The organism is Alcanivorax xiamenensis, assembly GCF_009846745.1.
Classification (GTDB): domain Bacteria; phylum Pseudomonadota; class Gammaproteobacteria; order Pseudomonadales; family Alcanivoracaceae; genus Alloalcanivorax; species Alloalcanivorax xiamenensis.
In genome coordinates this window covers 114,877-141,691 of sequence record NZ_AQPF01000001.1, presented here as the reverse complement: position 1 = coordinate 141,691, position 26,815 = coordinate 114,877, and the positions used below count along the sequence as shown (strand labels likewise).

Genomic DNA, 26,815 nt, shown 5'->3' with positions numbered 1-26,815 from the left:
TCGCCGTGGGTGACGGGCTCTCTGGCTTTTCAGGGCGGTCATGGAAGCAGACCGAGGTTGGAACGGAAAAAAACTCTGGTTGATGCTGGTGATGCCGTTATGGCTTACCGGCTGTGCCGTGGGTTCCCTGTTTCAGCCTTATCCGAGTCAGGCCCAGTCCTGGGTTCACCCCGCCCCTGGCCGTGACGCGGCCATCGTTCAACACCTCGAACGTGCCGGTAAAGGGCGGGACGGGGTGCTCTATCTGCAGGAACTGGGGCTGTTGCAGCAGCGCCTGGGCAACGACGCCGCCAGCCGGACGGTGTTCGCCGATGTCATCAATCACTATGAGCACACCGATGCCCAGGCGCTGATCCGCGTGACCGGGCTGGCGTCGCAGACCGGCGCCTTGCTCATTAACGACAACGCCCTGCCCTACCGGGCGCCGGATTACGAGCGTATTTTTACTCACAGTTACCAGGCGCTGAATTACTGGGCCGCCGGCGATGTTACCGGCACCGCGGTGGAGTTGCGCCGGGCCGCGCAAGCGCAACGCCTGGCCGAACAGCGCCGTGAGGGCGAGCTGGCCGAGGTTGATGAGGACGCGGCGTCCCTGGATCTGTCCCAATACCAGGGCTATTTCGAAGGCCTGGATGCCGCCGCCGGCGCGGTTAAAAGCAGTTTCCAGAACGCCTGGACCTTCTATCTCTCGGCGCTGTTCTGGGAAGCCCACGGCGAGTACAACGATGCCCTGGTGGATTATAAGAAGGCGTTGGAACTGCATCCTCGGGCGGACTGGCTCAAGGCGGACGTCCAGCGGGTTTCCCGGGCCCTGGATGGCCATCGCGAACAGGGTACGGGGACCGTGGCGGTGCTCTACGAACAGGGCGAGGTGCCGGCGCGGCAGGAAGTGAGCCTGCCGATTCCCACTCCGCATGGACTGTTCCTGGTGGCGTTCCCTTCTTATTCGGTGATGTCCCGCTCCGCCCCCCGCCCGCTGACCTTTGAAATTGGGGGCCAGACCGCGCAAACCCGGGTGCTGGCCGATGTCGGCGCCCTGGCGGCACGGAATCTGCGGGAACAGGCGCCGGCGATGCTGATTCGTCAGGTGCTGCGCGCCACCGGCAAGTATAATCTGCAAAAGAAAGCCAACGACGATTTTGGCAGTGCCGGCGCTTTCCTGACGCAGTTGTTCAATCTGATCAGCGAGCAGGCTGACCGGCGCAGCTGGCTGGGCTTGCCGGCTTACGCCCAGGCTGGCCGTGTCACCGTGCCCGTGGGGGAACAACAGGTTCTGTTGAGCGGTCCGGGAGGCGATGCTAGCGTGACCGTACCGGTTGCGGAGCGCGGCCTGACCTTGATTCATGTGACCGAACGCGCCGGGCGTCTGGTTGCCCGAGTGCTACCCGTTCAGGAGGGACCCCTATGACCCGTTTTCTTTGCCGCGTCGCGCCGATGCTGGCGGTGCTGCTGCTGACGGCCTGTTCGGCCAGTAATATGTCGCGCCTGGAAGTGGTGGATGACGGCGAGCAGTTGCAGCTGTATTCCAATAACAGCCTGCTGGCCAGCCGTTTGTCGGTGGAAGAGGTACGGCGCAAGAGGGTCAATGACCTGCTGTACATGCAGGCAACCCTGGAAAACGGCTGGAAGTTTGAACTGGATTTCCAGTACAAGATCAAATGGTTCGACCAGCAAGGCTTTGAGCTGGCGCCGGAATCCCAACCCTGGCGCCAACTGGTGATGGCCGGCCGCAGTCAGGCGAATGTGCAAGCGGTGGCGCCCAACCCCAGTGCCGTGCGCTTTGAAATATGGGTGCGTGAATAACGCCCCGACCCCAATGGATGCCCGCGAGGAGAAGCGAAGATGCGCATAGTGATGGCGATGATGCTGGGAGTGGTGCTGCTGGCAAGCGGCTGTGCCTCGAAAGTGGAATACGGCGACCCCCAGGCGCGGGAGACCGTGACTCCGGACTTTGGCTCCTCGGATCTGCAGATGATCGCCGCCAAGATGGTGGATGACATGATGGTGTTCCCGCCGGTGGTGGAACTCACCCGCGACCGTCGCCCGGTGCTGTTCGTGGACCGGGTCAAGAACAAGACCAGCGAGCATGTGGACACCGAATCCATCACCGACACGATCCAGTCCAGGCTGATCAACTCCGGCAAATTCCGTTTCGTCGATATGACCGTGGTCGACCGGGTGCGTCAGCAGCTGGAGTACCAGCAGGACTCCGGCATGGTGGATCAGTCCACCGCCGCCCAGATGGGCCGGCAGATCGGTGCCGAGTTCATGCTCTACGGCAATCTGTCTTCCATCGTTAAACGGGACAATAGCACCAAGGACGTGTATTACAAATTCACGCTCAAGCTGCTGAACATCCAGAGCGGTATTATCGAATGGTCCGGCGAGAAGGAAATCCGCAAGACCCGCAGCCGCAGTCTGTTTGGTTTGTAACAGGCTGCCCCAATGGGCAGGGAGGCAGTCATGGTGATCCGGTTTTATAGAACCCTCCTGGTGACGCTCGGTCTGCTGCTGAGCGGCCTGGTCTGGAGTGCCACCGAAACCGTCAAGGTGACCGCCGAGGGATATGGTGAAACACCACAACACGCGGTCAGCGAAGCGCTGGTGGGGGCGGTGCGTCAGGCCGGCGGCGTGGCGCTGGCGGTGGACCCCGCCTTTCGCCGTCAGGTCAGCCAATGGATGAGTCAGCGCCAGGGGGACGTCAGCACCTGGGTTGGCAGCCAGACCTCGGTAGCGGATCCGCAATTACCGACCCTGGGCAGCCTGCAGGGCTATCGGGTACTGGCGGTGGAACAGGTTGACGACGCCTTGTGGAAAGCGAGCGTGGAAGCCCGGGTGCTGCGTTATCAGTCCTTGCGGCCGGGGCGTGGCCACCTGCCGGCCATCGCGGTGATGCCATTCGAAACCCGTGCCAATGAATATCAATTGGGGGAAGTGACCATCGGCGCCGCCGAGGTGCGAAGCCGGCTGCGGGACGATCTGGTCGATGCCTTCACGCAGGCGGGTCGGTTCCGGGTGCTTGATCGCGCTCATCTGGCGGCGTTGGAACGGGAAAGAGCGACGGTGTCCGGTGGTAGCGTGGAGCCGGCGGAATGGGCCCGGCTGGGTCGGGTGCAGGGCGCGGATGTGTTGCTGGTGGGACGGATCGAGGATTTCAGTATCGGCGACCGGCAACGTCGCTTTTACGGTGCCGACTTCCAGGGGTTCGAGCCCCGTGTGCGGGTCCGTTACCGGCTGCTGGATACCGCCACCGGTGAAGTGTTGTGGAGCGACCTGTTCGATTGGCAACAGGATGAGGCCACGGTGCGGGCCTGGGCACGTCAGCAGAACATTGAGGACCGCCGTCATCCCGAGCGTTTGGCCGACCGGCTCTATCCCAGTATCGCCCGGGCCTTGAGTGGCGCCGCCACCGACGTGCTGTATCCGGTGCGGGTGTTGAAAGTCAGCGGCGATATGCTCTATCTGAGCCAGGGTGCGGGACGGCTGGAAACCGATGCGATGGTGTCGGTATACCGGCCTGGGGAACGGATCAAGGATCCGGACACCGGCTTGCCGATTCAACTGGCCGGTGCCGAGCTGACCCGGGCCCGAGTGATCGAGACCCGTGAAGGGTACGCGCTGGCGCGCGTAACGCGGGCCGCCGCCGCGGTGCAGGCAGGCGACCGGGTGCGGGTGCTGGGGATCGCGGCAGTGGGGGGAGAAGGCCCGGCCGGACAGCCGCCCTCCCCCGGCTCCTCGGACGCGCCGATCCGCTGGGACTGACGAGCCGCGACAGCCAATTCCTAGGAGCCGCCAATGGAAGGTTTTTTCGTACAAGCGTTAGTGCTGTTGGGCGCAGCGGTGCTGCTGCTGCCGTTGTTCCAGCGCCTGGGGCTGGGCAGCATCCTCGGTTACCTGGTGGCCGGCGTGATCGTGGGGCCGATGGGACTGGCGGCTATCCAGGGCGCGGATCGGGTGCTGCATTTCGCCGAACTGGGCGTGGTACTGATGCTGTTCGTGGTGGGCCTGGAGCTGGCTCCGCAACAGCTTTGGGCGCGGCGCCGCCAATTGATGGGGTTGGGGGTGAGCCAGGTGCTGTTCAGCGCCGCCCTGCTGACCGGCTTTTTCCTGTGGTGGGGTGAGCCCACCAACGCCGCCATTGCTATTGGCGCCACCCTGGCGCTGTCCTCCACCGCCTTCGCCGTGCAAATGCTGGTGGAGACCCGGCAGCTGGGCACCCCCCAGGGGCGAGGGGCTTTTTCCATTCTGTTGTTCCAGGATCTGGCGGTGATCCCGCTGTTGCTGTTGCTGCCGGCCCTGGCCGGTGGCGCCGAGGGCGCGGATAAACCCAATCTGCTGATCGGTTTGCTGGCGCTTGTCGGCATGGTCCTGGCTGGGCGTTACTTGTTGAACCCCTGGCTCGGCTGGCTGGCCAAACTGCATAACCGGGAGTTGATGACCGCCACCGCTTTGCTGCTGGTTCTCAGCGCGGCCGCCCTGATGGAAATGCTGCACCTGTCCATGGGACTGGGGGCTTTCGTGGCCGGCATGTTGCTGGCCAATTCGCCCTATCGGGAGCAGCTCGATACCGATATTCAGCCGTTCAAGGGGCTGCTGCTGGGTCTGTTCTTCATGGCCATCGGCATGACCATGGACCTGCGGCTGCTGGTGCGGGCGCCCTTGGATATCCTGGCCTGGGGGGTAGCGCTGCTGGCGCTGAAAACCCTGGTGTTGATGGTGATCGCCAAAGTCGCCGGCAACAGCTGGCGTGGCGCGCTGCTGTTCGGGCTGCTACTCAGTCAAGGCGGTGAATTCGCCTTCGTGCTGTTCACTCAGGCCGGCGCCCTGGGATTGTTGGGCAGCGATGATATTGGTCGCTTGAACCTGGTGGTGGCGCTGTCCATGGCCGCCACTCCGCTGCTGTTGAAGCTGGTCACCCGGCTCTGGCCGGAACGGCGTCCCCATGCCGCCCTGCCCGAGGAGCCGATTCCCGATAATCAGGAACCGCAGGTGGTGGTGGCCGGCTTCGGTCGTTTTGGTCAGATCGTTGGTCGTATTCTGCTGAGCCGGAATATCCCCTTCACCGCGCTGGATACCAATCCGGAACACATCGATACGGTGCGGCGTTACGGTAACCAGGTGTATTTCGGCGACGTCACCCGGCTGGATTTGCTCCACCATGCCGGTATCGGTCACGCCCGTGTGGTGGTGCTGGCGGTGGATGGCGTGGAGGATTCGCTGCGTGCCGCCCATTTGATTCTGGAGCATTTTCCGCGGGTAACGCTGATTGCCCGGGCGCGGGACCGCCACCACGCTTATTCCCTGCTGGCGCTCGGCGTGCAGCATGTGGTGCGGGAAACGCTGGAATCCAGTCTGCGTGCCAGTCAGGCGGTACTGACTCAACTGGGGCTGCCGGAAACCACTGCCATTGATCTGGTGCGTACTTTCCGTGAAGTGGATGAGCGGTTGCTGCGCGAACAGGTGGCTCACCGTGATGAGTTGGAGAAACTGATCGAGCTGTCCGCCCGTGGGCGAGAGGAACTGCAATCCCTGCTCAGCGCCGATCGGGAGCAGGAATAAACCCGTTTACAACATCCGGTCAGCCTGGCTCCGCAGTGGGGGTAACGATGAAGGTGACCGTGCTTTGGTACCAGATCTTCAGCTCTCTATCGCACCAGGTGACAGTGGCCGTGTGAGGGCCGGGTGCCAGAGGCTCCGGCGAGAAGGTGTGGCGGATACTGCCGTCTTCTTCTTCCATCGCGGTCATCGGCGCCACGTTCAGACGCTGATCCAGGCTGACATGCACCCGTTCCACGCTATTGACGTCTGTTTCCTGGTTTACCGGAAAGGCGATAGTAAGGGGCATGTTTGCCTGATAAAGGCCGCCAGGCCCTGTACCGCTCGGATTTTCCCAGCGGTACAGGGTGTCATCCGCCTGGGGCGGCAGTTCGATGGTCAGACGCCCTTGCTGGAAACGGGTGATCCAGCTGAACGCCACATTGTCCACCATCCCTTCACGCCGGGTTTCGCCGGATACCGTGGTCACCCCGACCTGGGCTCCCGGCGCCACGGCCCGGGTGGTCCAGGTCAGGGCGGGGTCGGCGAGCAAGTCCGCGGCCAGTTCCGCCTGTTCCGAAGTCTGGCGGGCGAAGGCCATGATGTCGGGGTAAAGCGCCCGGCTTTCCCGGCTGAGCAGATCCCAGCCCGCCCTGGACTCCCTTCGAGCAAGGTGATCCAGAAACAACCGTACCGTGCTCTGATGCGTCTCCACGGGCACGCCCGCTACCGCGGGAGGCCCTGGAGGATGGGAGAACGGCGGTGGGGGGGCCGGCCGGGAAGAGCCCTCGTTGCAAGCGACCAGCAGCAAAGCAAAACCCATCACCAGCGCGGAAAAAAGAGACTTCATGGAGCAACCGTGCCGTCGATTTCCGCTTAAGGATACTCCCCGCGGTGACGGTGGCGCCATCACCCATGGCGTACAATGTCCACCGGGATGCCGTTGGGATCACGAACGACGAAATGGCGGTCGCCCCAGGGCTCGTCCCTTAATGGCACCTCGATATTGACCCCGGCATGGCGGAATCGCTGGTATTGCGTCTCCACATCATCCACGTCCACGGCAATCCAGGCCCCATTCGTTACCGTTTGTCGGAACATCGGTGCCTGCGCGTCCTGATCCGGTTTCAGAAAGCCCAGCTCACCGCCGCCCAGGCTCAACAAGACAAACCAGTCGCTGTCGAACAGCACTTCGCTGCCGAAGTGGTTCACATAAAAGTCCCGCGCCGCCGTGGGATTCGTTACCACCAGACCCGACCACAGTTTCATCGTCGATCTCCCGTCGAATAACGGCGCCTCGGCGGCGCCAGGAAGTGTCAGATTAGGGGGGGCCGCGCATCGCGTCTTGAATAAAAGCGACATCGTGATCGGGCAGGATGGCGGCGGCGGGGGTCACGCCCATCACCCGTTTCAGGGTACGGGTCATATGGCTCTGGTCACTGAAGCCGGCGTCCTGGGCCAGCGCCGCCAGGGGCGGCACGCCTTCTTGGGTCAGGGTTCGGATCAGCCATTGGCAGCGGCGGATGGTCAGAAAGGTCCCCGGACTGATACCCAGGCGCTGCTGAAATTGCCTTTGTAGTTGGCGCTTGCTCACTCCGAAGGCATGACAAACAGGGGCGATACCGCTCTTCCAGGGTGCGTGGAGCAGCCAACGATCCAGGGCGTCGGTCTCCGCCGGATAATGCCCCAGCCAGTCCAGTAGCAGCTGATCGAGGATCCGATGTGGGTGCGGATGGGTAAAAACTTGGGAACCTAATGTCGCGATCAGTCCTCGATTGTCTGGCAAAGGGAGCGCGCGATCGCGCAGTTCCGCCGCCGGCAGAGGCAGAAAATGACGGTGCTGTCCCGGATGGAAACGAATGCCGAGATAGTGATGGCCGGCTTGTACGCGGGCGGTTCCCGGGGCGGTGGTGGAACCGTAGGCGGTGACGGTGAGATCGTGACCGGCGGTCAGGACCAGATCCACACAGCCATCGGGCAGGATGCGGTGGTCACCGGCGCTACTGTTCCGGCTAAGCCAGTAATGGCTGATGTAACGCCGCAACCGGGGATGCGGTGCGAGCGGCATCAACAGGTCCACCGTCGAGGCCTCCCATTGTGAGACGGATCAACCCTATCTTACCCGGTTACTCCGTGCCGTCACGCGCCGGACCGCCTCAGGAATCCGACGCCCGCACCCGGGCGGCGCCAATGCCTCGTGGATCACTGGCGGCGGTGACCTCGCCGGTACGCTTATTCCAATAAATCGCCTGCATGTTGCCGTAGCGGCGGCCGGTGGATTTCAGAGTATGGCCGCGTAACGCCAGCCCACGGGCCTCGGCGGTGTCCAGGAAGTCCGGTTCCACTTCCACTTCGTCCGGCAGGTATTGATGGTGGAAGCGAACCCGCGAGACCCAGTCTTCCACGGGTTTGCCGTTCACCGCTTCCAGAACCCCGAGCAACACCATGGAGATGATACGGCTGCCACCGGGGGTGCCGAGAATGGCAACACCGTCCTTCGTTTCCACGAAAGTCGGGGTCATCGAGGACAGGGGACGCTTGCCCGGGGCGATGGCGTTGGCCTTGCTGCCGACCAGGCCATAGGCGTTGGGGCTGCCCGGTTTGGCGGAAAAATCGTCCATCTCATTGTTGAGCAGGACACCGGTGCCGGGGGGCACGAAAGCACTGCCGAACGGGAGATTGATGCTGAGCGTGGCGGCAACCCGGTTGCCTTCACCATCGAGCACGGACAAATGGGTGGTATGGAAACCTTCCTCCACCGTCACCGGGTCGCCGAGACTGGCGCTGGGGGTGGCCTTGTCCAGCTTGATGCCGGCGGCGCGCGCCTTGGCGTAGGACTTACTCACCAATTTATCCACAGGCATATCCACAAAGTCCGGATCACCCATATAGCGTGCGCGATCCTGGTAACCGCGCCGCATGGCCTCCACGGTGAGATGCGGAAGTAAGTCCTCACTAATCTCGCCACCATTGAAATTGCTGAGGATGTTAAGCGTTTCCATCATCACAAGCCCGCCGGAGGACGGCGGCGGCGCGGAAACGATTCGGGCTCCCCGGTACTCGCCGACAATCGGTGCCCGTTCTTTTACCCGATAGTTTTCCAAGTCTTCCAGAGTCCAGACGCCCCCAGCCTCGCGAACCCCTGAAACCATCTTCCTGGCCAGTGGGCCGCGGTAGAAACCGTTGAAACCCTGATCGGCGATGGCCTCCAGAACCCTGGCCAGATCCGGCTGGCGGATGATGGTGCCGGCTTTGGGAATGCCGCCGTCGCGCAGAAAAATAGCGGCCGCTTCCGGGTAACGATTGAGCACGTCCACACGGTAGCCGGCGAGTGTCTGGTAATGCTGTTCCACCGGAAAGCCGTCACGGGCCAAGCGGATCGCGGGTGCCAGGGTCCGGGCCAGTGGCAGACGGCCATAGCGTTCGCTCAGGTGGACAAAGGCCGCGGCCTGGCCCGGGATGCCGGCGGCGAGAGGGCCATTGATGGCGCGGTCGCGCACAACGTTGCCCTGGTCATCCTGAAACAGCGTTTCAGTGGCCGCGGCGGGTGCGGTTTCCCGGGCGTCCACCATGGTTTCATGGCCGTCCTTCTGGCGATGGAGCAGCCAGAAACCGCCACCGCCCATGCCGGCGGAGTAAGGTTCCACCACCGCCAGGGCGGCGGCCACCGCGATGGCGGCGTCGAAGGCGTTGCCCCCTTCATTCAAAACCTCGAAACCGGCGTCGGTGGCGAGGGGGTGGGCACTGGCGATGGCCGCTTCGTCGGGCGCATCGGCGTTGGCGGTGCCGCACAACAATGCGAAACCGGCGAACAGGGACAGCAGCAAGGAACGCGGTGTCATAAGGGAAGCTCCTGATTCAATCCGTACCGGCGGGTTCTTCGCTTCATCAACGAGCACCAACGAGTCTTCACCAGCGAGCGGGCTGGCGGTGGTTACTCGCCGGCCAGTTCTTTCTTGCGGCGTTCCAGCGCGATGGCCACGTTGTCTGGTACGAATTCCCGAACATCGCCATCGAGCAGCGCGATCTCCCGAACCAGGGAGCTGGAAATAAAGGACAGATGCTCAGCCGGGGTGAGGAACACGGTTTCCAGTTCCGGTGCCAGCTTGCGATTCATGTTGGCGAGCTGAAATTCGTATTCGAAGTCACTGACCGCGCGCAGGCCTCGCAGCAGAATGTTGGCGTTCTGGTTCTGACAGAAGTGGGCCAGCAACTGGGAAAAACCCACCACTCTGACGTTGTCGCGGTCGTGAACGCACTCTTCCACCAGCGCGACGCGCTCTTCCAGAGTAAACAGCGGACGTTTCTTTTCACTGGCGGCCACCGCTACGATCACTTCATCGAACATGTCGGCGGCCCGTTCGATAAGGTCTTTATGGCCGTTGGTAATGGGGTCGAAGGTGCCCGGGTAAACAACGCGATTGGTCATGTTCGGCTCGCTTTGTCCTTGAAATGGGGCGCCAAGCATAACGCGATCCATGCGCGCACGCACATTACCCGGAACCTTGCCGTTTTTTACCGTGCGTGTCCGTGACTTTCCAGATAGTGACCGGCACTGGCCCGGAGTACTCGCGGCATGGGCGGGAGCCGTATGCCGGTGCGCTCCAGGAAGGGCATGGTGGCACTGAGGTCGAACCGCTCTGGTTGAATGAAATGGAGCGCCTCGGGTTCGGTGTTGGCGAATCGGGCCAGAGCGGGCAGCCGCAGCAGATGAGCGAGCAGCGGAATGGGAAGATGGAGCCTGGGAGAACGGCATCCCAGAGTTTCCGCGATCAAAGCCAGCATCGGTTTCAGGTTCGGCGTATCCGGATCCAGCCCTAGGATTCGCCGTGGCGGCGCCGGATCCTGGATGGCGTGGTCGATGATCTCGGCCAGGGTATCCACCGGAATCAATGGCAGCCAGTGTTCGGGGCCGCCGGGGACCATCGCCAGCCGCCCCCGGGCCAAATTGTCGATCAGGGCGTGCAGGGGTTGCGCCGGGTCCAGATCACCATTGCGGCTATGACCCGCCACCGTGGCGGGTTGTACTTCCACCCAATCCTGGTTGCGCAGTTGCCAGCGTACCGTGATCGCCGCTTCTATTTTGCTGGCTTCATAGGCTCCGGCACGACGGTATACCCGTTGCCAGTCGATGGTCGCCGGATCTTCTCCGTTAAGTCCCAGGCGTTTCAGGTGGCGTTGGTTGTCCAGCATGAAGCCGCTGATGAAGACCAGCCGGCATTGCTGCCGCCGTGCCAGCCGCGCCACCGCCAGGCTGCCGGAAACGTTGGTTCGGCGCGCGGCTTCCGCGGGTAACCGCCAACCGAAACGGGCGCCCAGATGCACCACCGCGTCCAGCGACGGCGGGCTGCCGGCGAGACCAAGATCAGGGGCGTTCAGGTCCCCCGGCAGAGCGTCCAGGTAGTGGCTGTTTCCTCCGAGCCGGTCCACGGTGGCTTGGAGCTCCTCGAGCGCTTGCGGGCGGCGCATCAGCGCCAGCACGGGCTGTCTCCGGGCAGTTAGCCGGGCGCACAGGTGCCGGCCGATAAAGCCGGTGGCGCCGGTGATCAGTAGCGTCATGACGGGTTCTCCCTGATGAGTGGCCCGCCACTGTAAAGTGTAGAGTATGCTCTAAGGTCAATACTGGTGGGAGGAAAAGGTGCGCATCGCGGAACTGGAACAAAGAACCGGAGTGAGTCGCCACACCCTGCGTTATTACGAGAAACAAGGGCTGCTGCGGGAAGTGGACCGCCGTGGTAACAACTACCGCGATTACCCGGAACCGGCGGTGGAGCGGGTGGCCATGGTGAGGCAACTGAAAGGGTTGGGGTTCTCCCTCAAGGAAATTCGCGAGGTGCTGGACGCGCTACGTGATGATCGCATCGATTGTGCCCGGGGGGCGGCGTTGATGGCGGAAAAACGGGAAGCCGTGGAGCGGCGCCTGGCGGAGCTGTCGGAGGTGCGTGATCTGCTGGCGCGGGAGCAGCGGAAGCTGGAGGAAAGTGCCGCGCGATCACGCGGCACCTGAGCGACCCGCGGCGGTTGATGCCTTCAGGCGCCGAGCTTTTCCGCCAGGGCGGTGGCGTTGCGCGCACTGATGCCGTAGATGGTGAGCTGTGGGTTCACCCCGAGACTGGTGGGGAACACCGAGCCGTCGATGACATACAGATTGTCCAGGTACTTGTAGCCGCCATCGCTGTTGACCAGACAGTATTTCTCATCACTGCCCATGGCGCACCCGCCCATCACGTGGGCGCTGCCCAGGGCGGTGATAAAGGGCGCGTATTCCAGGGTTTCCATGCCCTGCCGGGCCTCATCCCAGTCGCGGTAGTGTGGCGCGTGGGAATGGCCGGGCCGGACCGTCTTGGCACCGGCGGCGAATTGCATTTCCACCTGGGTCAGATGAGATCGTTTCACTGCTTCCAGCAGGTACGCGTTCACCGGGTAGTCCAGCACGGGTTCGCCATTGTCGCGTAACTCCACCGAACCGCCTTCGCTGTTTTCATGGAAGCCGTCGCGCACCAGCGCGATGGAGGCCGCCAGATGGGGCAAACCGGCGATCTCTTGCCTGGCCTGATCACCGATGCCACCGATCAGGGCACCGGCCAGGCCCGGGTGCAGCGGCATCATCTCCAGCTTGTAGCCGCCGGGGCCGTCTACGCCGTATTTGAAGACAAACTCGTCGGAATACAGTGATTGTGGCGCGCCATAGTAGGGCGCCACTTCCTCTTCGTAACGACCGAAAGTAAAGCTGGTGGGGTGCAGGAAGGTGCGCTTGCCGATCCGTTTTTCCGGATCCGGAGCATCCGAGCGCAACAACAGTGCCGGGCTTTGAATACCGCCGCCGGAGACCACCACGGCCCGCGCTTTCAGCGTGAGGGTGGCGCCGGTGGGCTCCTTGTCCTTATTCAAGGGCCGCGCTTCCACCCCCACGACCTTGTCGCCCTCCATCAGCAGGCGTTCGGCGCGGGTGCTGTGGAGCAAGGTGGCGCCTTCCTTCATGGCCGCTGGCAGGGTGGTGACCAGCATGGATTGCTTGGCATCGGTGGGACAGCCCATGCCGCAGTAACCGATATTCCAGCAGCCGCTTACATTGCGCGGGATGATGCCCCAGTGCCATCCCAGTTTTTCGCATCCCTTCTTGATGACGGCGTTATTGGCGTTCGGAGGCATCGCCCATTTGCTGATGTTGAGGCGCTGTTCCATCCTTTCGAACCAGGGATTGAGCGCTTCCCGGTCCAGCTCGGTAACACCGAACCGGTCCCGCCAATAGTCCAGTGTCTGGCGTGGCGTGCGGAAACTGCTGGTCCAGTTGACCACGGTGGTGCCGCCCACGGTGCGACCTTGCAGGATGGTCATGCCGGCATCCTTGGTGGCACGCATGGCGCCTTCTTGATAGAGGTCGTGGTAGGCCTTGCCCTCATCAAGAATAAAGTCGTCGGAACTGCGTAACTGGCCGGCTTCCAACAGGATAACGGTGAGGCCGTGCTGGGTGAGCACCTCCGCGCTGACGCCGCCGCCGGCACCGGTGCCGACGATGATCACGTCGGCTTCCAGGGTGCGGTTTTCGGTGATGGTCTGGCCATCCAGGGCGTGCCAGCCTTCGGCGATACCGGTTTTCCAGAGATCCTTGATGCCGCTGATCGGCAAGGTGGATAAATCCTGCATGGCGATACCTATATGCTTTTTTGTTTTCAGCTGGGTGCGGTGGTTTGGGGCCTGTTCACATGACAATCTTCTTCGGCGGGCCGGGGTACCCGGTGGTGCGCGCGGCATCCGGTTTGACGTACCAGCCCATATGGATCGGTTTGGTGAGACCCTGGAACGCGGCCCGCGGCAGCTCGCTTTCACTGCGTGACCAATGATCCAGGGTGGCGCGGAGCTGCTCTTCGGTTTGTTCGGCGAAGTGCTTCCAGGTGCCCGTGAGGTACCAGCGTCCGGGGGCCAACTGCAACAAATCCAGCAATTCGAATACGGCACCGCGGGTGCCGGGCATGCCGCCGTCAAGAAGATCATCAAAGGCCATCAGCGCCTGATCGGCGGTGGCCTCCGCCGCCGTCAGGGCTGGTGCCAGCAAGACCCGGGCCAGCGGTCTGAGCAGGGTGATGTCCTGGGAGCGCAGGTGGCGGTAGCCGTGTGCCGGCCCGTCGTTACGGCTGCAGCCGGTCAACAGGGCCAGACTTGATCCCGCCGTCAGCATGACACTGGCACCGGCGCTGAGTTTGAGAAAGTCGCGACGATCCATTCCCGGTTTCCATCCTGGTTGTGTTGTTGTGCTTGTTATCGCGGGCGGGCGTCACTGAAAAGTCACGCCCGCCGAGCCGTTACTTGAGCAGGTATTTATAGATGAAACGGTGCATGCCCCGGCCGTAGGGCGGCAGGATATGCTTGGTGCCGTTGAACTTGCCCTTGCGATAGACCCCTTTGGCCTTGGAGAAGGTCAGGAAGCCTTCGTGGCCATGGTAGTGCCCCATGCCTGAAGGGCCGACCCCGCCGAACGGCATGTCATCCACGCCCACGTGACTGACGGTGTCATTGATGCAGACGCCGCCGGCGTGAGTGTTGCGCAGCACGTATTGCGCGTTGCCGCTGTTCCAGTCGAAGTAGTACAACGCCAGTGGACGGGGACGGTCATTGACGTAGTCCAGGGCCTGATCAAGTCCCTTGTACGGAATCACCAGCATCAAGGGGCCGAAGATTTCGTCCTGGGCGATTTTCATGTCGTCGGTGATGTTCAGCACCAGAGTGTGCGGCAGCTTGCGGCTGTCGCCGAGATCCTCATTGGCGGGGTTGATGCCGATGATACGGGCGCCTTTCTCTTCCGCGTCGCGCAGGTAACCCTGCAGGCGCTGGTACTGGCGATCGTTGATGATGCTGGTGTAGTCCGGGTTTTCCGCCATGGTCGGATACAGCTTGCCGATCTGCGCGCGCCACTGTTCAACGAATTCCTCCACCCGCTGCTCGGGGCAAAGAATATAGTCCGGCGCCACACAAGTCTGGCCGCTGTTCAGGCATTTACCAAAGGCGATACGCTCCACCGCTTCGTTCATCGGGAAATCCTCACCGATGATGCAGGGGCTCTTGCCGCCCAGCTCCAACGTCACCGGTGTCAGATTTTCCGCGGCGGCGCGCAGGATGTGCCGGCCCACGGAAGTGGAGCCGGTGAACAGCAGATGATCGAATGGCAACGCGGAAAACGCCGCCGCCACGTCCACTTCGCCGTTGACCACCGCCACTTGATCTTCCGGGAAGGTGTCGGCGATCAGTCGTTGCAGCAGAGCACCGGTGGCCGGGGTGGATTCGCTCATCTTGATCATCACCCGGTTGCCTGCCGCCAGCGCCGCCAGCAGAGGGCCGATGGCCAGATACACGGGGTAATTCCAGGGCACGATCACACCGACCACACCCACCGGCTGATATTCCACCCAGGCCTTGCCCGGCCATTGCGGCGCGCCGACCTTGCGGCGGCTGGGTTTCATCCATTTGGCGACTTTCTTGGCGTGGTACTTGATCCCCTCGACGCTGGTGAGCAACTCCGCCAGCTTGGTTTCATCGGCGGCGCGGTTGCCGAAATCCTGGCGCAGCGCTTCGATGATTTCATCCTGGTGATCCAACAGCATGGGTTTGAGGCGCAGGATGGCCTGACGGCGCTCTTCCACGGATGGATAGGGCTGACGGCGGAAAGCGGTCCGCTGGGCTTCGAACAAGGTGTTCATGCGCGTTATCTGCGCCTGATCGGTTTTGAGCTCCTTGATTTCCGCGACCATAATGCACCTCTTGGATTGTTATTGGACTGATTGGGATTTTTAGAGTAATTACTCTAGAGGTCAACCCCGTGTTTCCCCTTTGATTGGATTGGCCCCGTATGACTGGCACGAAGACGCGCATTCTGGACACCGCCCTGGACCTGTTTAATCGCCATGGCGAGCGCAATGTCACCACCAACCACATCGCTGAAGCCCTCGGGATCAGTCCCGGCAACCTGTATTATCACTTCCGTAACAAGACGGCGATCGTGGCGGCGTTGTTCGAGCGCTATCGCCAACAGATCTGGGAATGGTTGCCACCCCCCCGGGGGGAACTGACCTGGCAGGACAAGATGCATTACCTGCAGGGGATTCTTGAGTCGATGTGGCAGGGCCGGTTCCTGCACCGGGATTTACCGCATTTTCTCCACCAAGACCCGGAGTTACGCGCTGAATACACGAGGTTCGTGCAAGATGGCATGGAGCGCGGGCTGCATATTTATCAGGGACTGCGGGCCAGCGGTCTGATCGAAGCCAGTGATGAGGACCTGCGCGCCCTGATGGTGAATACCTGGGTTCTGGCGATGTCGTGGCCGGGCCTGACCCATGGCCTCAACCCCGCCGCCGCCGAGAATGAGAGCCTGGATCGGGCGCTGTTGCGCCAGGGTATTTACCAGATCGTATGCCTGGAGGCGCCCTATTTGCGGGGAGAAGCTTTGGACCATCTGGATGCCATGAAGGCGGAATTCCGGGTTGGCGACAGCACGGAGAACCTGCTGTTCACGGCATTCGATGCCTCTGTCAGGGAGGCGTCGAACGGCTGAGCTTGGCAGATCGCGGGGTAATGGCTATCGTTATGCGAGATAAAATTCACGTATAACGAGAAAATATGCCGCCGCGGAGTCCCATGAGCTCAGTCCGAACCACCACCGCCAAGAAGGCCAAGCCCGCCACCAGCACCACTCTGGCCAAGGCATCGTTGTTGTTGCGTACGGTCGCGCGCACTTTCCCCACCGGCGGCACGCTGTCACGCATTGCGCGGGAGGTGGGAATGAACACCGCGACCGCCCATCGGTTGCTGACCGCCCTCACCCACGAAGGGTTGCTGACCTTCGATCCCTATGTGAAGACTTATCATGTGGGCTTCGAATTGCTCGATATCGCCGAATCCGCCCAGGCGGTGGCGCCGGATCTGCAGCTGCGGCAACGGCTGAGACCGATGCTCAAAAATATCTCGCGACGCACCGAGGAGTCCACTTACCTGTCGATCCGTTCCAATCGGGACTCGGTGTGCATCGACCTCTCCGAAGGTACCTACCCGATCAGTGCCAACACGCTGATGGTCGGAGCCCGTCGGCCGCTGGGGATCGGAGCCGGTTCCTGTTCGCTGCTGGCCTCCCTGTCGGTGGAGGAAGGCGACCGCATGCTGCTGCTCAATCAAGATCGCTACGAGCGCTATTCGGGCATCACCTTGTCGGAGGTGCGCCAGTGGCTGCTGGAATACCGGCGCGACGGTTTTGCTTTCAACAATGGCCGCATCATCCCGGAAGTGGCGGCCTTGGGGGTGGCGTTCCGGGTGCCCGGCTCCGGTCAGGACGTGGCGGTCAGTGTGGCCTCGGTGGTGTCGCGGATGAGCGACGAGCGTCGACGCATGGTGATCGACGTGATCCGGAACGAAATATCCCGTTTGCAGGAATGATGCTGACCAGGCCGATAAACAAATAAGTGCTTATATTGTGGCGCATTTGTGACCAGTTTCCTGATCATTTCTTGAAATGCGAGAATTTTTTATTTGAATTTGGGAAAATTTATTGACTCCAACCGGAGTGACCGACTAGTTTTCGCAAAGGGCCGATGCCGGAATTCTCTCCGGTATGAGGATGGCCCTCCTGAGCCGGGCGGGATGCCCCTGAATCGTCACGCACGATTTTGACGCCGTCCACGACGGCCGCAAAAAAACAATCCTCGGAGATGCTTATGACTTCATCGACTCGCCTGCGTCGATTTTTCGCCTCTATCATGATTGGGGGTGGTTTGGCCCTGACCGCCGGCGCCAACGCCGCGGAACTGCCCAAATCCATGACCTGGTCCTCCTATGACGTGGGTTCCGCCGGCTACGCCGAAGCGTCCGCCATTGCCGATGCGTTCGGCAAGAAATTCGGCACCCGTATCCGTATCCAGCCTTCCGGCTCTTCCATTGGTCGTCTGCAACCGGTGCTGAGCAAGCGCGCCGACATTGGCTTCCTGGCCACGGAGACGTTCTTCGCCAGTGAAGGGATCCATGATTTCTCCACCCGCCGTTGGGGACCGCAAGATCTTCGGGTGGTGGCTGGTCGTCCTTCCTCGTTCGGTATCTTCACCGCCGCGGATGCCGACATTCATACGCTGCAGGATCTCAAGGGCAAGCGTTTCGCCTATGTGGCGGGCAACCCGTCCATCAACGTCAAATGCGATGCCTTCCTGGCGTTCGCCGGCCTGACCCGGGATGACGTCGACGCGAAGATGTTCCCCACCTACGCCAACGCCATGAGTTCCCTGGCGCGTAACGAGGCCGACGCGTCCTGTACCACCACCACGCCCAGCCACGTGTACGAGCTGGAGCAATCCCCCCGTGGTATCCGTTGGTTGGAAGTGCCCGCCGATGACGCGGAAGGCTGGAAACGCCTGCGCGCGGTAGCGCCGTTCTTCCAGCCCTACACGGAAACCGTGGGCGCCGGTATCAGCAAGGAAAACCCGGTGGACATCCTGGCCTACCGTTACCCGGTGCTGGTGGTCCGCTCCGATAGCGACGCGGATCTGGTGTACGCCTTCACCAAGGCGCTGGATGAAACCTATGACCTGTACAAGGACGCCACCTCGGTAATGCCGCGCTGGGACCTGAAACAGGCTGGTGTGCCGGCGGCGGACGCGCCCTTCCATGAAGGCGCCATCCGTTACTTGAAGGAAAAAGGCGTCTGGACCGACGAGGCCCAGGCCTGGAACGACGCCCGCATCAAACGCCTGAATGCATTGCGTGACGCCTGGCAGAAAGCCGTGGCCGAAGGCGATGGCAAGAGCGACGAAGAGTTCGCCGCGATCTGGGATCGTATCCGTACTCAGGCACTCAATTCCCTCTGATCCTTCTCTGAATTCCGGGGCGGAAAGGGAGCCCGCCCCGGGTTCCATCATGTTATTTCCGGAGTCCCTCCATGACGACGTCTGCGGATGCTTCCCAAGAGCACAGCCAGGAGGCCGGTGCTCCTTCCTCCCGTTTGCGCGGGCCGGCCTATTGGCTGGTCATGACCCTGGGTACCCTGGGTCTGTTGATGGCCATTAATCAAACCTTCGATCTGGAGCTGCTTGGCTTCAAGCCACTGGGTAATGCGTATCTGTACTACCTGATCGGCCTGTTCCTGGCGGCGGCCTTCATTACTTTCCCGGCCTGGTCCGGTGCTCGCGAGCGGGTGTCCTGGTACGACTGGATTCTGGCGCTGGCGGCGCTGATGTCGTGTGGTTATCTGGGGCACCACGGGTTGGTCATGATTCAGGAAGGCTGGGACTTCATGGCGCCCACCGAGGCCACCGTGTTTTCCGGCATTCTGCTGGTGCTGGTGCTGGAAGGCGTGCGCCGCTGCGGCGGCTGGCCGCTGCTGGCGGTGGCCCTGTTGTTCGGCAGTTTCCCCCTCTATGCGGATCACATGCCCGGTTTCCTTTGGGGGAATCAATACGGTTTCGCCGAAACCATCCGCTCCCATGTGATCGGCGTGGAAAGCATCATCGGTATTCCGATGCAGGTGGTGGCGCAACTGGTGATCGGTTTCGTCGTGTTCGGCGCGGCGCTCACCGCCACGGGTGGCGGTGAATTCTTCATGCGCTTCGCCACCGCCCTGATGGGACGTAGCCGGGGTGGACCGGCCAAGGTGGCGGTGCTTTCCAGTGGCATTCTCGGCAGTTTGTCCGGCAGTGTGATTTCCAACATTCTCACCACCGGTCCGATCACCATTCCGACCATGAAGAAAACCGGCTATCCGGCACACTATGCCGGTGCCGTGGAGGCGTGTGCTTCCACTGGCGGGACTCTGATGCCGCCAATCATGGGCGCGGTGGCGTTCATCATGGCGTCGTTCCTTGGTGTCCCCTACTCCGAGATCATGATCGCCGCTTTCCTGCCGGCCCTTCTGTTCTACCTGGCGCTGATTTTCCAGGTGGACAATTACGCCGCCAAGCGTGGTCTCAAAGGGTTACCGGAGTCGGAAATTCCCAGCCTCAAGGAAACACTGAAGGACGGCTGGCCCTATCTGTTCAGCCTGGTGGCGTTGATCTACATGCTGCTGGTGATGCGTCTGGAGGCCTACGCGCCTTATTACGCCGCGCTGGTACTGCTCGGTATTTCCATGTTCAAGCGCAGCCATCGTCTGAACTGGACCCGCGCGAAAACCATGATTCAGGATCTGACGCTGAGCGTTTCCAATCTGGTGGCGATCCTGGCCGGTATCGGCCTGGTGGTCGGCGGTCTTTCCTATACCGGCGTGGCGGGGGCTTTTTCCCGCGAGTTGTTGCTGTACGCCGGCGGCAGTGTGCCGTTGATGCTGGCGGCGGGTGCCGTTACCAGCTTCATTCTCGGCATGGGGATGACCGTCAGTGCCTGTTATATCTTCCTGTCCATTTTGCTGGCGCCGGCCCTGGTCAATGCCGGTCTCAATCCGCTGGCCAGCCACCTGTTCATTCTGTACTGGGGCATGATGTCCTACGTCACCCCGCCGGTGGCTCTGGCCGCCATCACCGCCGCGGGCGTGGCCGATGCCAATGCCACCAAGACCGGTGTGTACGCCATGCGGTTGGGGGCGATTCTGTTTGTCCTGCCGTTCCTGTTCGTGCTCAACCCGTCCCTCATTCTGCAGGGCGAGTGGAGCAAGATTCTGTTGTCCACGGTGACCGCGATCACCGCCATCTGGCTGTTGGCCTCCGCCATGGAAGGGTACCTCTACCGTGTCGGCGTGCTGACGATGCTGCAGCGGATCGTACTGATCGTGGCGGGCGCTTTGCTGATATATCCGGAACCGATCACCGACGTGACCGGGTTCGGTTTGCTGGCGTTGGTGTATCTGAGCCGGCGTTTGTTCAAGGCGGTGGCGGTGACTTCCACGCGTGAATCGTAAAGGTGAAAGAACGTGATCAATAAAGTCTGGGATTCCTTCGCGTCGGCGGTGGCCGACGTCAAGGATGGTGATTCGGTGATGATCGGCGGCTTCGGCAGTTCCGGTTTTCCCCTGCAACTGATCGAGGCCCTGCGCCAACATGGTGCCCGGGACCTGACCGTGATCTCCAATAACGCCGGGGTGGGCGACGAGGGTATCGCCTCCCTGCTGAAAGACCGTCTGGTGCGCAAGATCGTCTGTTCGTTCCCGCGCTCCGCCGGTTCCGTCTGGTTCGAGCGCCTTTATGAAGAGGGCGCCATCGAACTGGAACTGGTGCCCCAGGGCACCCTGGCGGAACGGATCCGCGCCGCTGGCGCCGGCATTGGCGGTTTCTATACGCCTACCGGTTACGGCACCCGCCTGGCCGAGGGCAAGGAAACCAAAGTAATCAATGGCCGTGGCTACGTACTGGAAACCGCCCTGCCCGCCGACGTCGCCCTGATCAAGGCGCAACGGGCGGATGCCTGGGGCAACCTGATTTACAACACGGCTGGCCGTAACTTCAACCCGCCCATGGCCACCGCCGCCGCACTGACGGTGGCGGAAGTGGAGCGGGTGGATGCAGTGGGCGATCTCGATCCGGAATGCATCGTGACCCCGGGTATCTTCGTGGATCGGGTCGTGGCACATGGCATGAAAGGAGTGGCGGAATGATGCGGCTTAAACCAGCGGAAATCGCCGAGCGCGTGGCCCAGGACATTCCTGATGGCGCCTACGTGAATCTGGGCATCGGCATGCCCACCATGGTAGCGAACTACGTCAGCGATGATCGGCAGGTGATCTACCAGAGCGAGAATGGCATCCTCGGTGTCGGCCCGGCGCCGGCGCCGGGCGAGGAAGACCCGGATTTGATCAACGCCGGCAAACAGTTCGTCACTCTGCTGCCCGGCGGCGCCTACTTCGACAACGCGGAATCCTTCGCCATGATGCGCGGCGGCCATTTGGATCTGGCGGTACTGGGGGCCTTCCAGGTGTCGGAGAAAGGCGACCTGGCCAACTGGGCCACCAATAACGACACTTACCCGCCGGCGGTGGGTGGGGCCATGGATCTGGCGGTGGGCGCCAAGCAGGTGTTTGTGATCATGAGTCACACCACCAAGAGCGGCGAGCCTAAGATCCTGGAAAGCTGTAACTATCCGCTCACCGGCGCCGCCGTGGTGAAACGCATCTACACCGATCTGGCGGTGCTGGACGTGACCGACCAAGGGCTGCGGGTACGTCAACTGCACGGTGACAACACCTTCGACGAGGTGCAGGCGCTGACCGGCGCGACGCTGTTGCCGGCGCTGAGCTGACGTGTCGACGGCGGCGCGGCTTCGCTGGCGGTCGGGGCTGACCTACGCGGCCCTGGTCGCAGGTCTGCTGCCGGCCTGGCCGGCCGTGAATCTGGCGGGCACCGCCGCCGCGCTGGTGGCGGTGACCCTGGCCTGGAGTGAGCTGCGGATGGTGGCGCGGGGTCTGTTGACGCTGGTGCTGCTGTCATTGCTGGCGGCGCTGTTGGTGGCACCGCACTCCTTGGTGTTGGCCGCCACCGCCATGATTCGCCTGACCGCGCTGATTGTCACCATGATGTTATTGGCGGCGGTGCTGGGCCGCTCACCGGATCTGAAGCGGATTTCCGCCGGCCTGTTCAGCGGCCGGCCCCTGCCCCGCTATTACAGCATCACTTTTGGCACGGCCTTCCTTTCCGTGCCGCTCAACTTCGGTTCGGTGGGGCTGATCGGCTCGATGGTCGACCAGCAGGTGCGGAGCCATGGTGATTCGGCCATGGCACGCAACGCCGCCCGTGGTGTGCTGCGTGGCTATGGTGCCTCGCCGATGTTCTCCCCGCTGTCGATCTCCGTGGTCACTACCCTGACCTACCTCGTGGGCCTGCATTCCTGGGAGCTGCTGGCGATCAGCGTGCCGCTGGCGATGGTCTATCTGGCCAGCGGCGCTTTGTTCCGGGAGGCGGAAAAACCAGTCGGCGGCGACGACCGCGAAGACAGTATGCTGATGCCTTGGCTGCGCTTCGGTGCGGTGGTGAGCGCGATCTGGGCGGTGACGCTGCTGTTCAACGGCCTGCTGGATTTGCGTTACTCGAAGGCGGTCACCCTGAGCTGCCTGATCGCGGTCATCCTGCTGATGGTGCGCGAGCGCTGGCGTGGAGAGCGGGTATCGCTGCCGACCATGGCGCCGCTGGCCAACGAAGTGGTGATCATGGGGGGCTCATCGTTTCTGGGCGCGCTGATCAGTTTGCTGGTGCTGCATTCTCTGGGGGAGGCGTTCTCGCTGCCACACTGGGGCTACCCGTTGGTGGCATTCGTGGTGCCGTTTCTGTTCTTCGGTGGTGGCCAGCTCGGATTGAACCCGATCATCATGGGCACCCTGGCCGGCGGTGTGATGGGGCCGGTGTGGCCGCCGGAAGCGTACGTTGGCCTGGGGCTGGCGATCGTCTGTGGCTGGGCCCAGTGCGCCACCGGTACGCCCTATTCCGCCAACTCACTGCTGATGGAACGACTCACCGGCTACGACGCCCGGGTCGCCGCGTTCCGCTGGAATCTGGGGTTGTCCGCCTGCTGGCTGGTGTTGAGCGGCGGGCTGGCCGCTTTGCTCACCGTGGTGCTGATGCCGTGAACGGCAAGCCGTGGTCTGTGGATCATTGGTGTCCCGCAGTTATGGGCCAGCCTGCTTACACGCAACATTCCGCTACGTCTAGACGCTCATTCGCTGGCTTGCCAGCGAATACGTTGGAAATTCATGTCTACAAGGTCAACAGGCCGGGAACGAACAAGGGTTTAGCGGCCAGATGCCAGGGCTTCCCAAATTTATGGGACAGCAATGGTCCGTGGATCACGATCCCGTGTGAATAGCGTTCAGCCGGCAGCGGCCGATACGCTTTGATGATCAGATGAAAACGCGCGGACGAAAGCCTCGGCCCGTTCCTCCAGCCAATAATGCGGGCGCCGCATGGAACCCTGAACAAACCCCACATGGCCACCGTGTTCGGCCACTTCCAGCGTCACCGCGTCACTGAGATCCCGCTGTCGGGGCAGGCTGGCCTCGGTCATGAACGGGTCGTCCCGCGCCTGAAGCAGCCAGGTGGGAGTGCGAATCGCCCCAAGGCGGGTCCCGGCGGAGCATTGCGCGTAGTAGTCGGCGGCATCCCGGAAACCATACAGGGGCGCGACGATCCGGCCGTCAAAATCCCAGAAGGAGCGGATGCCGGTGCGGTCGAGGCCAGCCAGGATCGCCGCCTGTTCCGGGTTCACCGTGCTCAAATGCCGCTCCTGGGCGTCGAGCGTAACCAGCAGGGTCTTGATCAGATGGTTGCGATAAATTCGCGACAGGCCCTGATCCATATGGTCGGCGCTGTTCGCCAGTCGCAGTGGCGCACAGATCGCCAGCGCGCCGTCCAGCTTGCCGGAGTCCGCCAGGGCCAGCCAGTTGAGCAATCGTGAAGCCCCGAGGGAGACCCCCAGCGCCAGCACCGGTGCTCCCCCGGCAAGCCCGTGGACGTGCTCGATCACCGCGTTGAGATCATCGATCTCTCCGGCGTGATAAGACCTGGCGGTATCATTGGGAGCCAGGGCGCCACGGCCATTGGCCGCCACCGACGGCAGGCCCAGGTCGAGCAGGCGCCGCTGGATGCCGATGATGTAATGGGAATCGCTGGAACCGGACAGGCCATGCTGTAGCAGCAGGACGGGAAGCTGTCCGTCCGGAGACGGGCCGCACCAGTCCAGCAGCAGATGATCGCCGTCCGCCAGTGGCAGAACTTCCCGCCGCCGCGCTGGCGCCCTGGTGCGGCGCAACAGCGGCCCCCACAGTGTCTGCAGGTGGGGAGAACGGGCCCACCAGGGGGCCCGGAAAGCGGCGGAAGTCATGCTCAGGGCTGGGTTCTGTCGATGGTCTTCAGCACTTTCTGCAGACCGGCGACGGTACCGCCCACATCGCTCAGATTGGACGGCAGCAACAGCGTGGTGGACTCCTTCGCCAGCTTCTCGAAGGCGCTCACGTACTGTTCGGCGATGCGCAGGCTGACGGCTTCCTCGCCGCCGTCTTCCTTCACTGCCGTGGCCACTTCACGCAAACCGGTGGCGGTGGCCTGGGCGATCAGCTCGATCTGCCGGGCGCGACCTTCCGCCTCGTTGATTTGCTTCATCTTTTCACCTTCGGAGATGTTGATCATCTCCTGCTTCTCACCCTCGGAGCGGTTGATCGCCGCCTGGCGGTCACCTTCGGAGCGGTTGATCGCGGCCTGACGATCCCCTTCGGACTCCGCCACCACCGCGCGCCGTTCCCGCTCGGCGCGGACCTGTTTCTCCATGGCGTCCTTGATGGAAGCCGGCAGGTTGATGTCCGCCACTTCGTAACGCAGAACCTTCACGCCCCAGGGCTGGGCCGCTTCGTCCACCGCCTGAACCACTTCCATGTTGATTTCGGAGCGTTCCTCGAAGGTCTTGTCCAGATCGATCTTACCGATCACCGAACGCAGCGTGGTTTGCGCCAGCTGCTGGGCCGCCATGACATAGTCGTCCACGCCGTAGCTGGCGGATTTGGGATCGATCACTTGCAGGTACATGACACCGTCGATGGAGACTTCGATGTTGTCCTTGGTGATACAGCTCTGGCGCGGCACGTCGCGCACGATTTCCTTCAGGGAATGTTTGTAGGCCACTTTGTCGATGAACGGCATGAGAATATGCATGCCCGCTTCCAGAGATGTGCGGTATTTGCCGAGCCGTTCCACCACGTAGACGTTCCGTTGCGGAACGATACGAATGGTCATCCCCAGTAGCACGATGACGCCGATGGCGATCAGTGCGGAAATAATCAATCCTTGCATAATGTAATCCTTACGGTTGCTTGTCGGTTGAAGTGCTGGACCAGGGCTCGACCGTGAGCCAGAGTCCATCATGTTTGGTGATGCGCACCATCTCCCCGGTCTTCAAGGCCACTGGCGATTGTGCCTGCCAGCGGGCGCCGCGGTATCGTACCGCGCCGATACCGTCCACGAAATCCTGATCGACGGTGGCGCGGGAGCCGATCAGGCCGGCGCTGTCCTCGATGGATTTGGACTGGGCCTCGCGCCCGAACAGCCAGGCGCGCAAATAGCGGCGCGCCCCCACCAGCAACAGCAGGCTGATGACGGCGAAGGTGGTGATTTCCCAGGTCAGGTCATCGAGCACACCAAAAAACACCAGGATGCCGACGATTACCGCCGCCAGACCGAGAAAAATGGTCAGTAGCCCGGAGATCAAAAACTCCGCGATGATCAGAATCAACCCGAGAATGATCCAGTAACTGTATTCCGGCATAGGTTTCAATCCCTTGTAATTGGTGTGCTTTTGGCGGCGAAATGACGCCCCTGACAAGTGCCCTATGGTAGCCTAGGCGCACCGCAAAAACCGCCCTCGTGTTAACGGATCCGCCGATGCCTTCAATGCGCCGATTCTTCGATGATCAGGAGTTTCACCTCGACCGGCCCTGCCAGTTGGGCGCCAACGCCAGCCAGCATATCGCCCGGGTACTGCGCATGACCGAGGGTGAGGAAGTGGTGCTGTTCAACGGCCACGGTGGCGAATGGCGTGCCCGGCTGTGCTCGGTTGGCAAGAAAACGGTGGAAGTACTGCCTCTGGCCCATGACCCGATGGAACGCACGCCGCCGCTGGCGGTGACCCTGGGATTGCCGATGATCAAGGGCGAGCGTATGGACTACGCCATCCAGAAAGCCACCGAGCTGGGCGTTGCCCGTATCCGGATTCTGGATACCGCCCGCTGTGAAGTTCGCCTGAAGGGCGAGCGTCAAGACAAGAAGCGCGACCACTGGCGGCAGGTAGCGATCAGCGCCTGTGAGCAATGCGGACTGAACCGGCCGCCGGAGATTCTCGCCGCGATGCCCTTGAAACACTGGCTGGCCGGACCGTTGCCCGGGCTCAAACTGATTGCTCATCCGGGGAGTGAGCCGTTTGCCCCGGAAAGTCTGAGGAGGCAGAGCGAGCTGACCCTGCTTACCGGCCCGGAAGGTGGATTCGACGACGACGAACTCGACAGCGCTTTCCAGGCTGGGTTCTCCGCCTTTGCCCTCGGCAGTCGGGTGTTGCGAGCGGAAACCGCGCCGGTGGCATTGCTGGCGGCCTTATGGGCCTGGCTGTCCTGACGGTCCCGTCATTTGAACTCTCCTCGCCCGAAATGAGGGCATCGATACCGCCATTGTGCACGCTTTCTCTTTGCGTGGTGTGCCTCTTATCTGGCACTTCCATTCTTCGCGGTAGGTAAACACGCCCTATTTCCGCATTCCCCTCGGTATTTTCTGTAAATCCAAGTATTTGGCACGGCTTTTGATTCCCAGAAGGCAACGCGACAGGAGTTTGCCCCGGTGGCGGTTTTCATCCC

Annotated in this window: 26 protein-coding genes; 14 read left to right on the top strand and 12 right to left on the bottom strand. The window is 62.2% G+C overall.

The annotated features are described in order from the left end of the window. Positions 1 to 40: 40 nt before the first annotated feature. The 5 genes from A6D6_RS00650 to A6D6_RS00630 are packed head-to-tail and all read left to right on the top strand — an operon-like array spanning position 41 to position 5,559. A complete protein-coding gene (locus tag A6D6_RS00650; RefSeq protein WP_133491153.1) occupies positions 41 to 1,408 on the top strand; it encodes a COG3014 family protein in 1,368 nt (455 codons plus the stop codon). Further along, on the top strand, positions 1,405 to 1,803 hold the full coding sequence (locus A6D6_RS00645; RefSeq protein ID WP_133491154.1) for a YcfL family putative periplasmic lipoprotein: 399 nt from the start codon (positions 1,405 to 1,407) through the stop codon (positions 1,801 to 1,803). The genes A6D6_RS00650 and A6D6_RS00645 overlap by 4 nt, the downstream gene beginning before the upstream one ends. Positions 1,804 to 1,842: 39 nt before the next feature. Continuing rightward, complete coding sequence (gene lpoB / locus A6D6_RS00640) at positions 1,843 to 2,433, top strand: penicillin-binding protein activator LpoB (protein ID WP_133491155.1); 591 nt, start codon at positions 1,843 to 1,845, stop codon at positions 2,431 to 2,433. A 30-nt stretch (positions 2,434 to 2,463) separates the two neighbouring features. Then, positions 2,464 to 3,762 (top strand): CsgG/HfaB family protein, encoded by a 1,299-nt coding sequence (locus tag A6D6_RS00635; protein WP_159659644.1) that lies wholly within the window; start codon positions 2,464 to 2,466, stop codon positions 3,760 to 3,762. A gap of 33 nt (positions 3,763 to 3,795) precedes the next feature. Next, positions 3,796 to 5,559, top strand: a complete 1,764-nt coding sequence (locus A6D6_RS00630) for a monovalent cation:proton antiporter-2 (CPA2) family protein (RefSeq protein ID WP_133491157.1) — start codon at positions 3,796 to 3,798, stop codon at positions 5,557 to 5,559. Between the two features lie 19 nt (positions 5,560 to 5,578). Here the strand turns inward: A6D6_RS00630 and A6D6_RS00625 are convergent, their stop codons facing one another. The 6 genes from A6D6_RS00625 to A6D6_RS00600 all read right to left on the bottom strand — a co-directional run bounded on the left by A6D6_RS00625 (position 5,579) and on the right by A6D6_RS00600 (position 11,094). Next, positions 5,579 to 6,385: a hypothetical protein gene (locus A6D6_RS00625; protein WP_159659643.1), complete on the bottom strand. Its 807-nt coding sequence runs from the start codon at positions 6,383 to 6,385 to the stop codon at positions 5,579 to 5,581. Positions 6,386 to 6,444: 59 nt separating this feature from the next. After that, the gene (locus tag A6D6_RS00620; RefSeq protein ID WP_133491159.1) at positions 6,445 to 6,804 is read right to left on the bottom strand and encodes a VOC family protein; all 360 of its coding nucleotides are present in this window, start codon (positions 6,802 to 6,804) and stop codon (positions 6,445 to 6,447) included. Positions 6,805 to 6,856: 52 nt separating this feature from the next. After that, positions 6,857 to 7,603 (bottom strand): helix-turn-helix domain-containing protein, encoded by a 747-nt coding sequence (locus A6D6_RS00615; protein ID WP_159659642.1) that lies wholly within the window; start codon positions 7,601 to 7,603, stop codon positions 6,857 to 6,859. 88 nt (positions 7,604 to 7,691) lie between these two features. Beyond that, positions 7,692 to 9,377 carry a gamma-glutamyltransferase gene (ggt, locus tag A6D6_RS00610; RefSeq protein WP_159659641.1) on the bottom strand — a complete coding sequence of 562 codons (1,686 nt, stop codon included), beginning with the start codon at positions 9,375 to 9,377 and terminating at the stop codon, positions 7,692 to 7,694. A 92-nt stretch (positions 9,378 to 9,469) separates the two neighbouring features. Then, positions 9,470 to 9,964 (bottom strand): pantetheine-phosphate adenylyltransferase, encoded by a 495-nt coding sequence (coaD, locus tag A6D6_RS00605; protein WP_133491162.1) that lies wholly within the window; start codon positions 9,962 to 9,964, stop codon positions 9,470 to 9,472. 86 nt (positions 9,965 to 10,050) lie between these two features. Next, entirely contained in the window at positions 10,051 to 11,094 is a 1,044-nt protein-coding gene (locus A6D6_RS00600) for an SDR family oxidoreductase (protein WP_159659640.1), read from the bottom strand. A 79-nt stretch (positions 11,095 to 11,173) separates the two neighbouring features. Here A6D6_RS00600 and A6D6_RS00595 point away from each other — a divergent pair, with 79 nt between their 5' ends. Next, positions 11,174 to 11,542 (top strand): MerR family transcriptional regulator, encoded by a 369-nt coding sequence (locus A6D6_RS00595; protein ID WP_133491164.1) that lies wholly within the window; start codon positions 11,174 to 11,176, stop codon positions 11,540 to 11,542. Positions 11,543 to 11,565: 23 nt separating this feature from the next. Here the strand turns inward: A6D6_RS00595 and A6D6_RS00590 are convergent, their stop codons facing one another. The 3 genes from A6D6_RS00590 to A6D6_RS00580 all read right to left on the bottom strand — a co-directional run bounded on the left by A6D6_RS00590 (position 11,566) and on the right by A6D6_RS00580 (position 15,281). Continuing rightward, entirely contained in the window at positions 11,566 to 13,182 is a 1,617-nt protein-coding gene (locus A6D6_RS00590; protein WP_133491165.1) for a GMC family oxidoreductase, read from the bottom strand. A gap of 55 nt (positions 13,183 to 13,237) precedes the next feature. Beyond that, positions 13,238 to 13,759: a twin-arginine translocation signal domain-containing protein gene (locus A6D6_RS00585; RefSeq protein WP_159659639.1), complete on the bottom strand. Its 522-nt coding sequence runs from the start codon at positions 13,757 to 13,759 to the stop codon at positions 13,238 to 13,240. A 79-nt stretch (positions 13,760 to 13,838) separates the two neighbouring features. Continuing rightward, positions 13,839 to 15,281 carry a coniferyl aldehyde dehydrogenase gene (locus tag A6D6_RS00580; protein ID WP_133491167.1) on the bottom strand — a complete coding sequence of 481 codons (1,443 nt, stop codon included), beginning with the start codon at positions 15,279 to 15,281 and terminating at the stop codon, positions 13,839 to 13,841. 98 nt (positions 15,282 to 15,379) lie between these two features. Between A6D6_RS00580 and A6D6_RS00575 the strand changes: the two genes are divergently transcribed. The 7 genes from A6D6_RS00575 (at position 15,380) to A6D6_RS00545 (ending at position 23,053) form a co-directional block, all read left to right on the top strand. Further along, on the top strand, positions 15,380 to 16,084 hold the full coding sequence (locus A6D6_RS00575) for a TetR/AcrR family transcriptional regulator (RefSeq protein WP_133491168.1): 705 nt from the start codon (positions 15,380 to 15,382) through the stop codon (positions 16,082 to 16,084). An 83-nt stretch (positions 16,085 to 16,167) separates the two neighbouring features. Beyond that, positions 16,168 to 16,959 (top strand): IclR family transcriptional regulator, encoded by a 792-nt coding sequence (locus tag A6D6_RS00570; RefSeq protein WP_133491169.1) that lies wholly within the window; start codon positions 16,168 to 16,170, stop codon positions 16,957 to 16,959. Positions 16,960 to 17,237: 278 nt separating this feature from the next. Beyond that, the gene (locus A6D6_RS00565; RefSeq protein WP_133491170.1) at positions 17,238 to 18,377 is read left to right on the top strand and encodes a TAXI family TRAP transporter solute-binding subunit; all 1,140 of its coding nucleotides are present in this window, start codon (positions 17,238 to 17,240) and stop codon (positions 18,375 to 18,377) included. Positions 18,378 to 18,448: 71 nt separating this feature from the next. Then, on the top strand, positions 18,449 to 20,398 hold the full coding sequence (locus A6D6_RS00560; RefSeq protein ID WP_236563928.1) for a TRAP transporter permease: 1,950 nt from the start codon (positions 18,449 to 18,451) through the stop codon (positions 20,396 to 20,398). A gap of 12 nt (positions 20,399 to 20,410) precedes the next feature. After that, positions 20,411 to 21,091, top strand: coding sequence for a 3-oxoacid CoA-transferase subunit A (locus tag A6D6_RS00555; RefSeq protein WP_133491171.1), 681 nt, complete (start codon positions 20,411 to 20,413; stop codon positions 21,089 to 21,091). Then, positions 21,088 to 21,732, top strand: a complete 645-nt coding sequence (locus A6D6_RS00550; protein WP_022997438.1) for a 3-oxoacid CoA-transferase subunit B — start codon at positions 21,088 to 21,090, stop codon at positions 21,730 to 21,732. Before A6D6_RS00555 ends, A6D6_RS00550 begins: the two co-directional genes overlap by 4 nt. 1 nt (position 21,733) lies before the next feature. Beyond that, a complete protein-coding gene (locus A6D6_RS00545) occupies positions 21,734 to 23,053 on the top strand; it encodes a hypothetical protein (RefSeq protein WP_159659638.1) in 1,320 nt (439 codons plus the stop codon). 239 nt (positions 23,054 to 23,292) lie between these two features. Here A6D6_RS00545 and A6D6_RS00540 read toward each other — a convergent pair whose 3' ends face one another. The 3 genes from A6D6_RS00540 to A6D6_RS00530 are packed head-to-tail and all read right to left on the bottom strand — an operon-like array spanning position 23,293 to position 25,737. After that, the gene (locus tag A6D6_RS00540) at positions 23,293 to 24,303 is read right to left on the bottom strand and encodes a YheT family hydrolase (protein WP_133491173.1); all 1,011 of its coding nucleotides are present in this window, start codon (positions 24,301 to 24,303) and stop codon (positions 23,293 to 23,295) included. A gap of 2 nt (positions 24,304 to 24,305) precedes the next feature. Further along, positions 24,306 to 25,265 carry an SPFH domain-containing protein gene (locus A6D6_RS00535; protein ID WP_133491174.1) on the bottom strand — a complete coding sequence of 320 codons (960 nt, stop codon included), beginning with the start codon at positions 25,263 to 25,265 and terminating at the stop codon, positions 24,306 to 24,308. Positions 25,266 to 25,275: 10 nt separating this feature from the next. Continuing rightward, positions 25,276 to 25,737 (bottom strand): NfeD family protein, encoded by a 462-nt coding sequence (locus A6D6_RS00530; RefSeq protein WP_133491175.1) that lies wholly within the window; start codon positions 25,735 to 25,737, stop codon positions 25,276 to 25,278. Positions 25,738 to 25,853: 116 nt separating this feature from the next. On the opposite strand from A6D6_RS00530, the gene A6D6_RS00525 reads away from it, so the two are divergent. After that, a complete protein-coding gene (locus A6D6_RS00525) occupies positions 25,854 to 26,579 on the top strand; it encodes a 16S rRNA (uracil(1498)-N(3))-methyltransferase (protein WP_133491176.1) in 726 nt (241 codons plus the stop codon). The last annotated feature ends 236 nt before the right edge of the window (positions 26,580 to 26,815 follow it).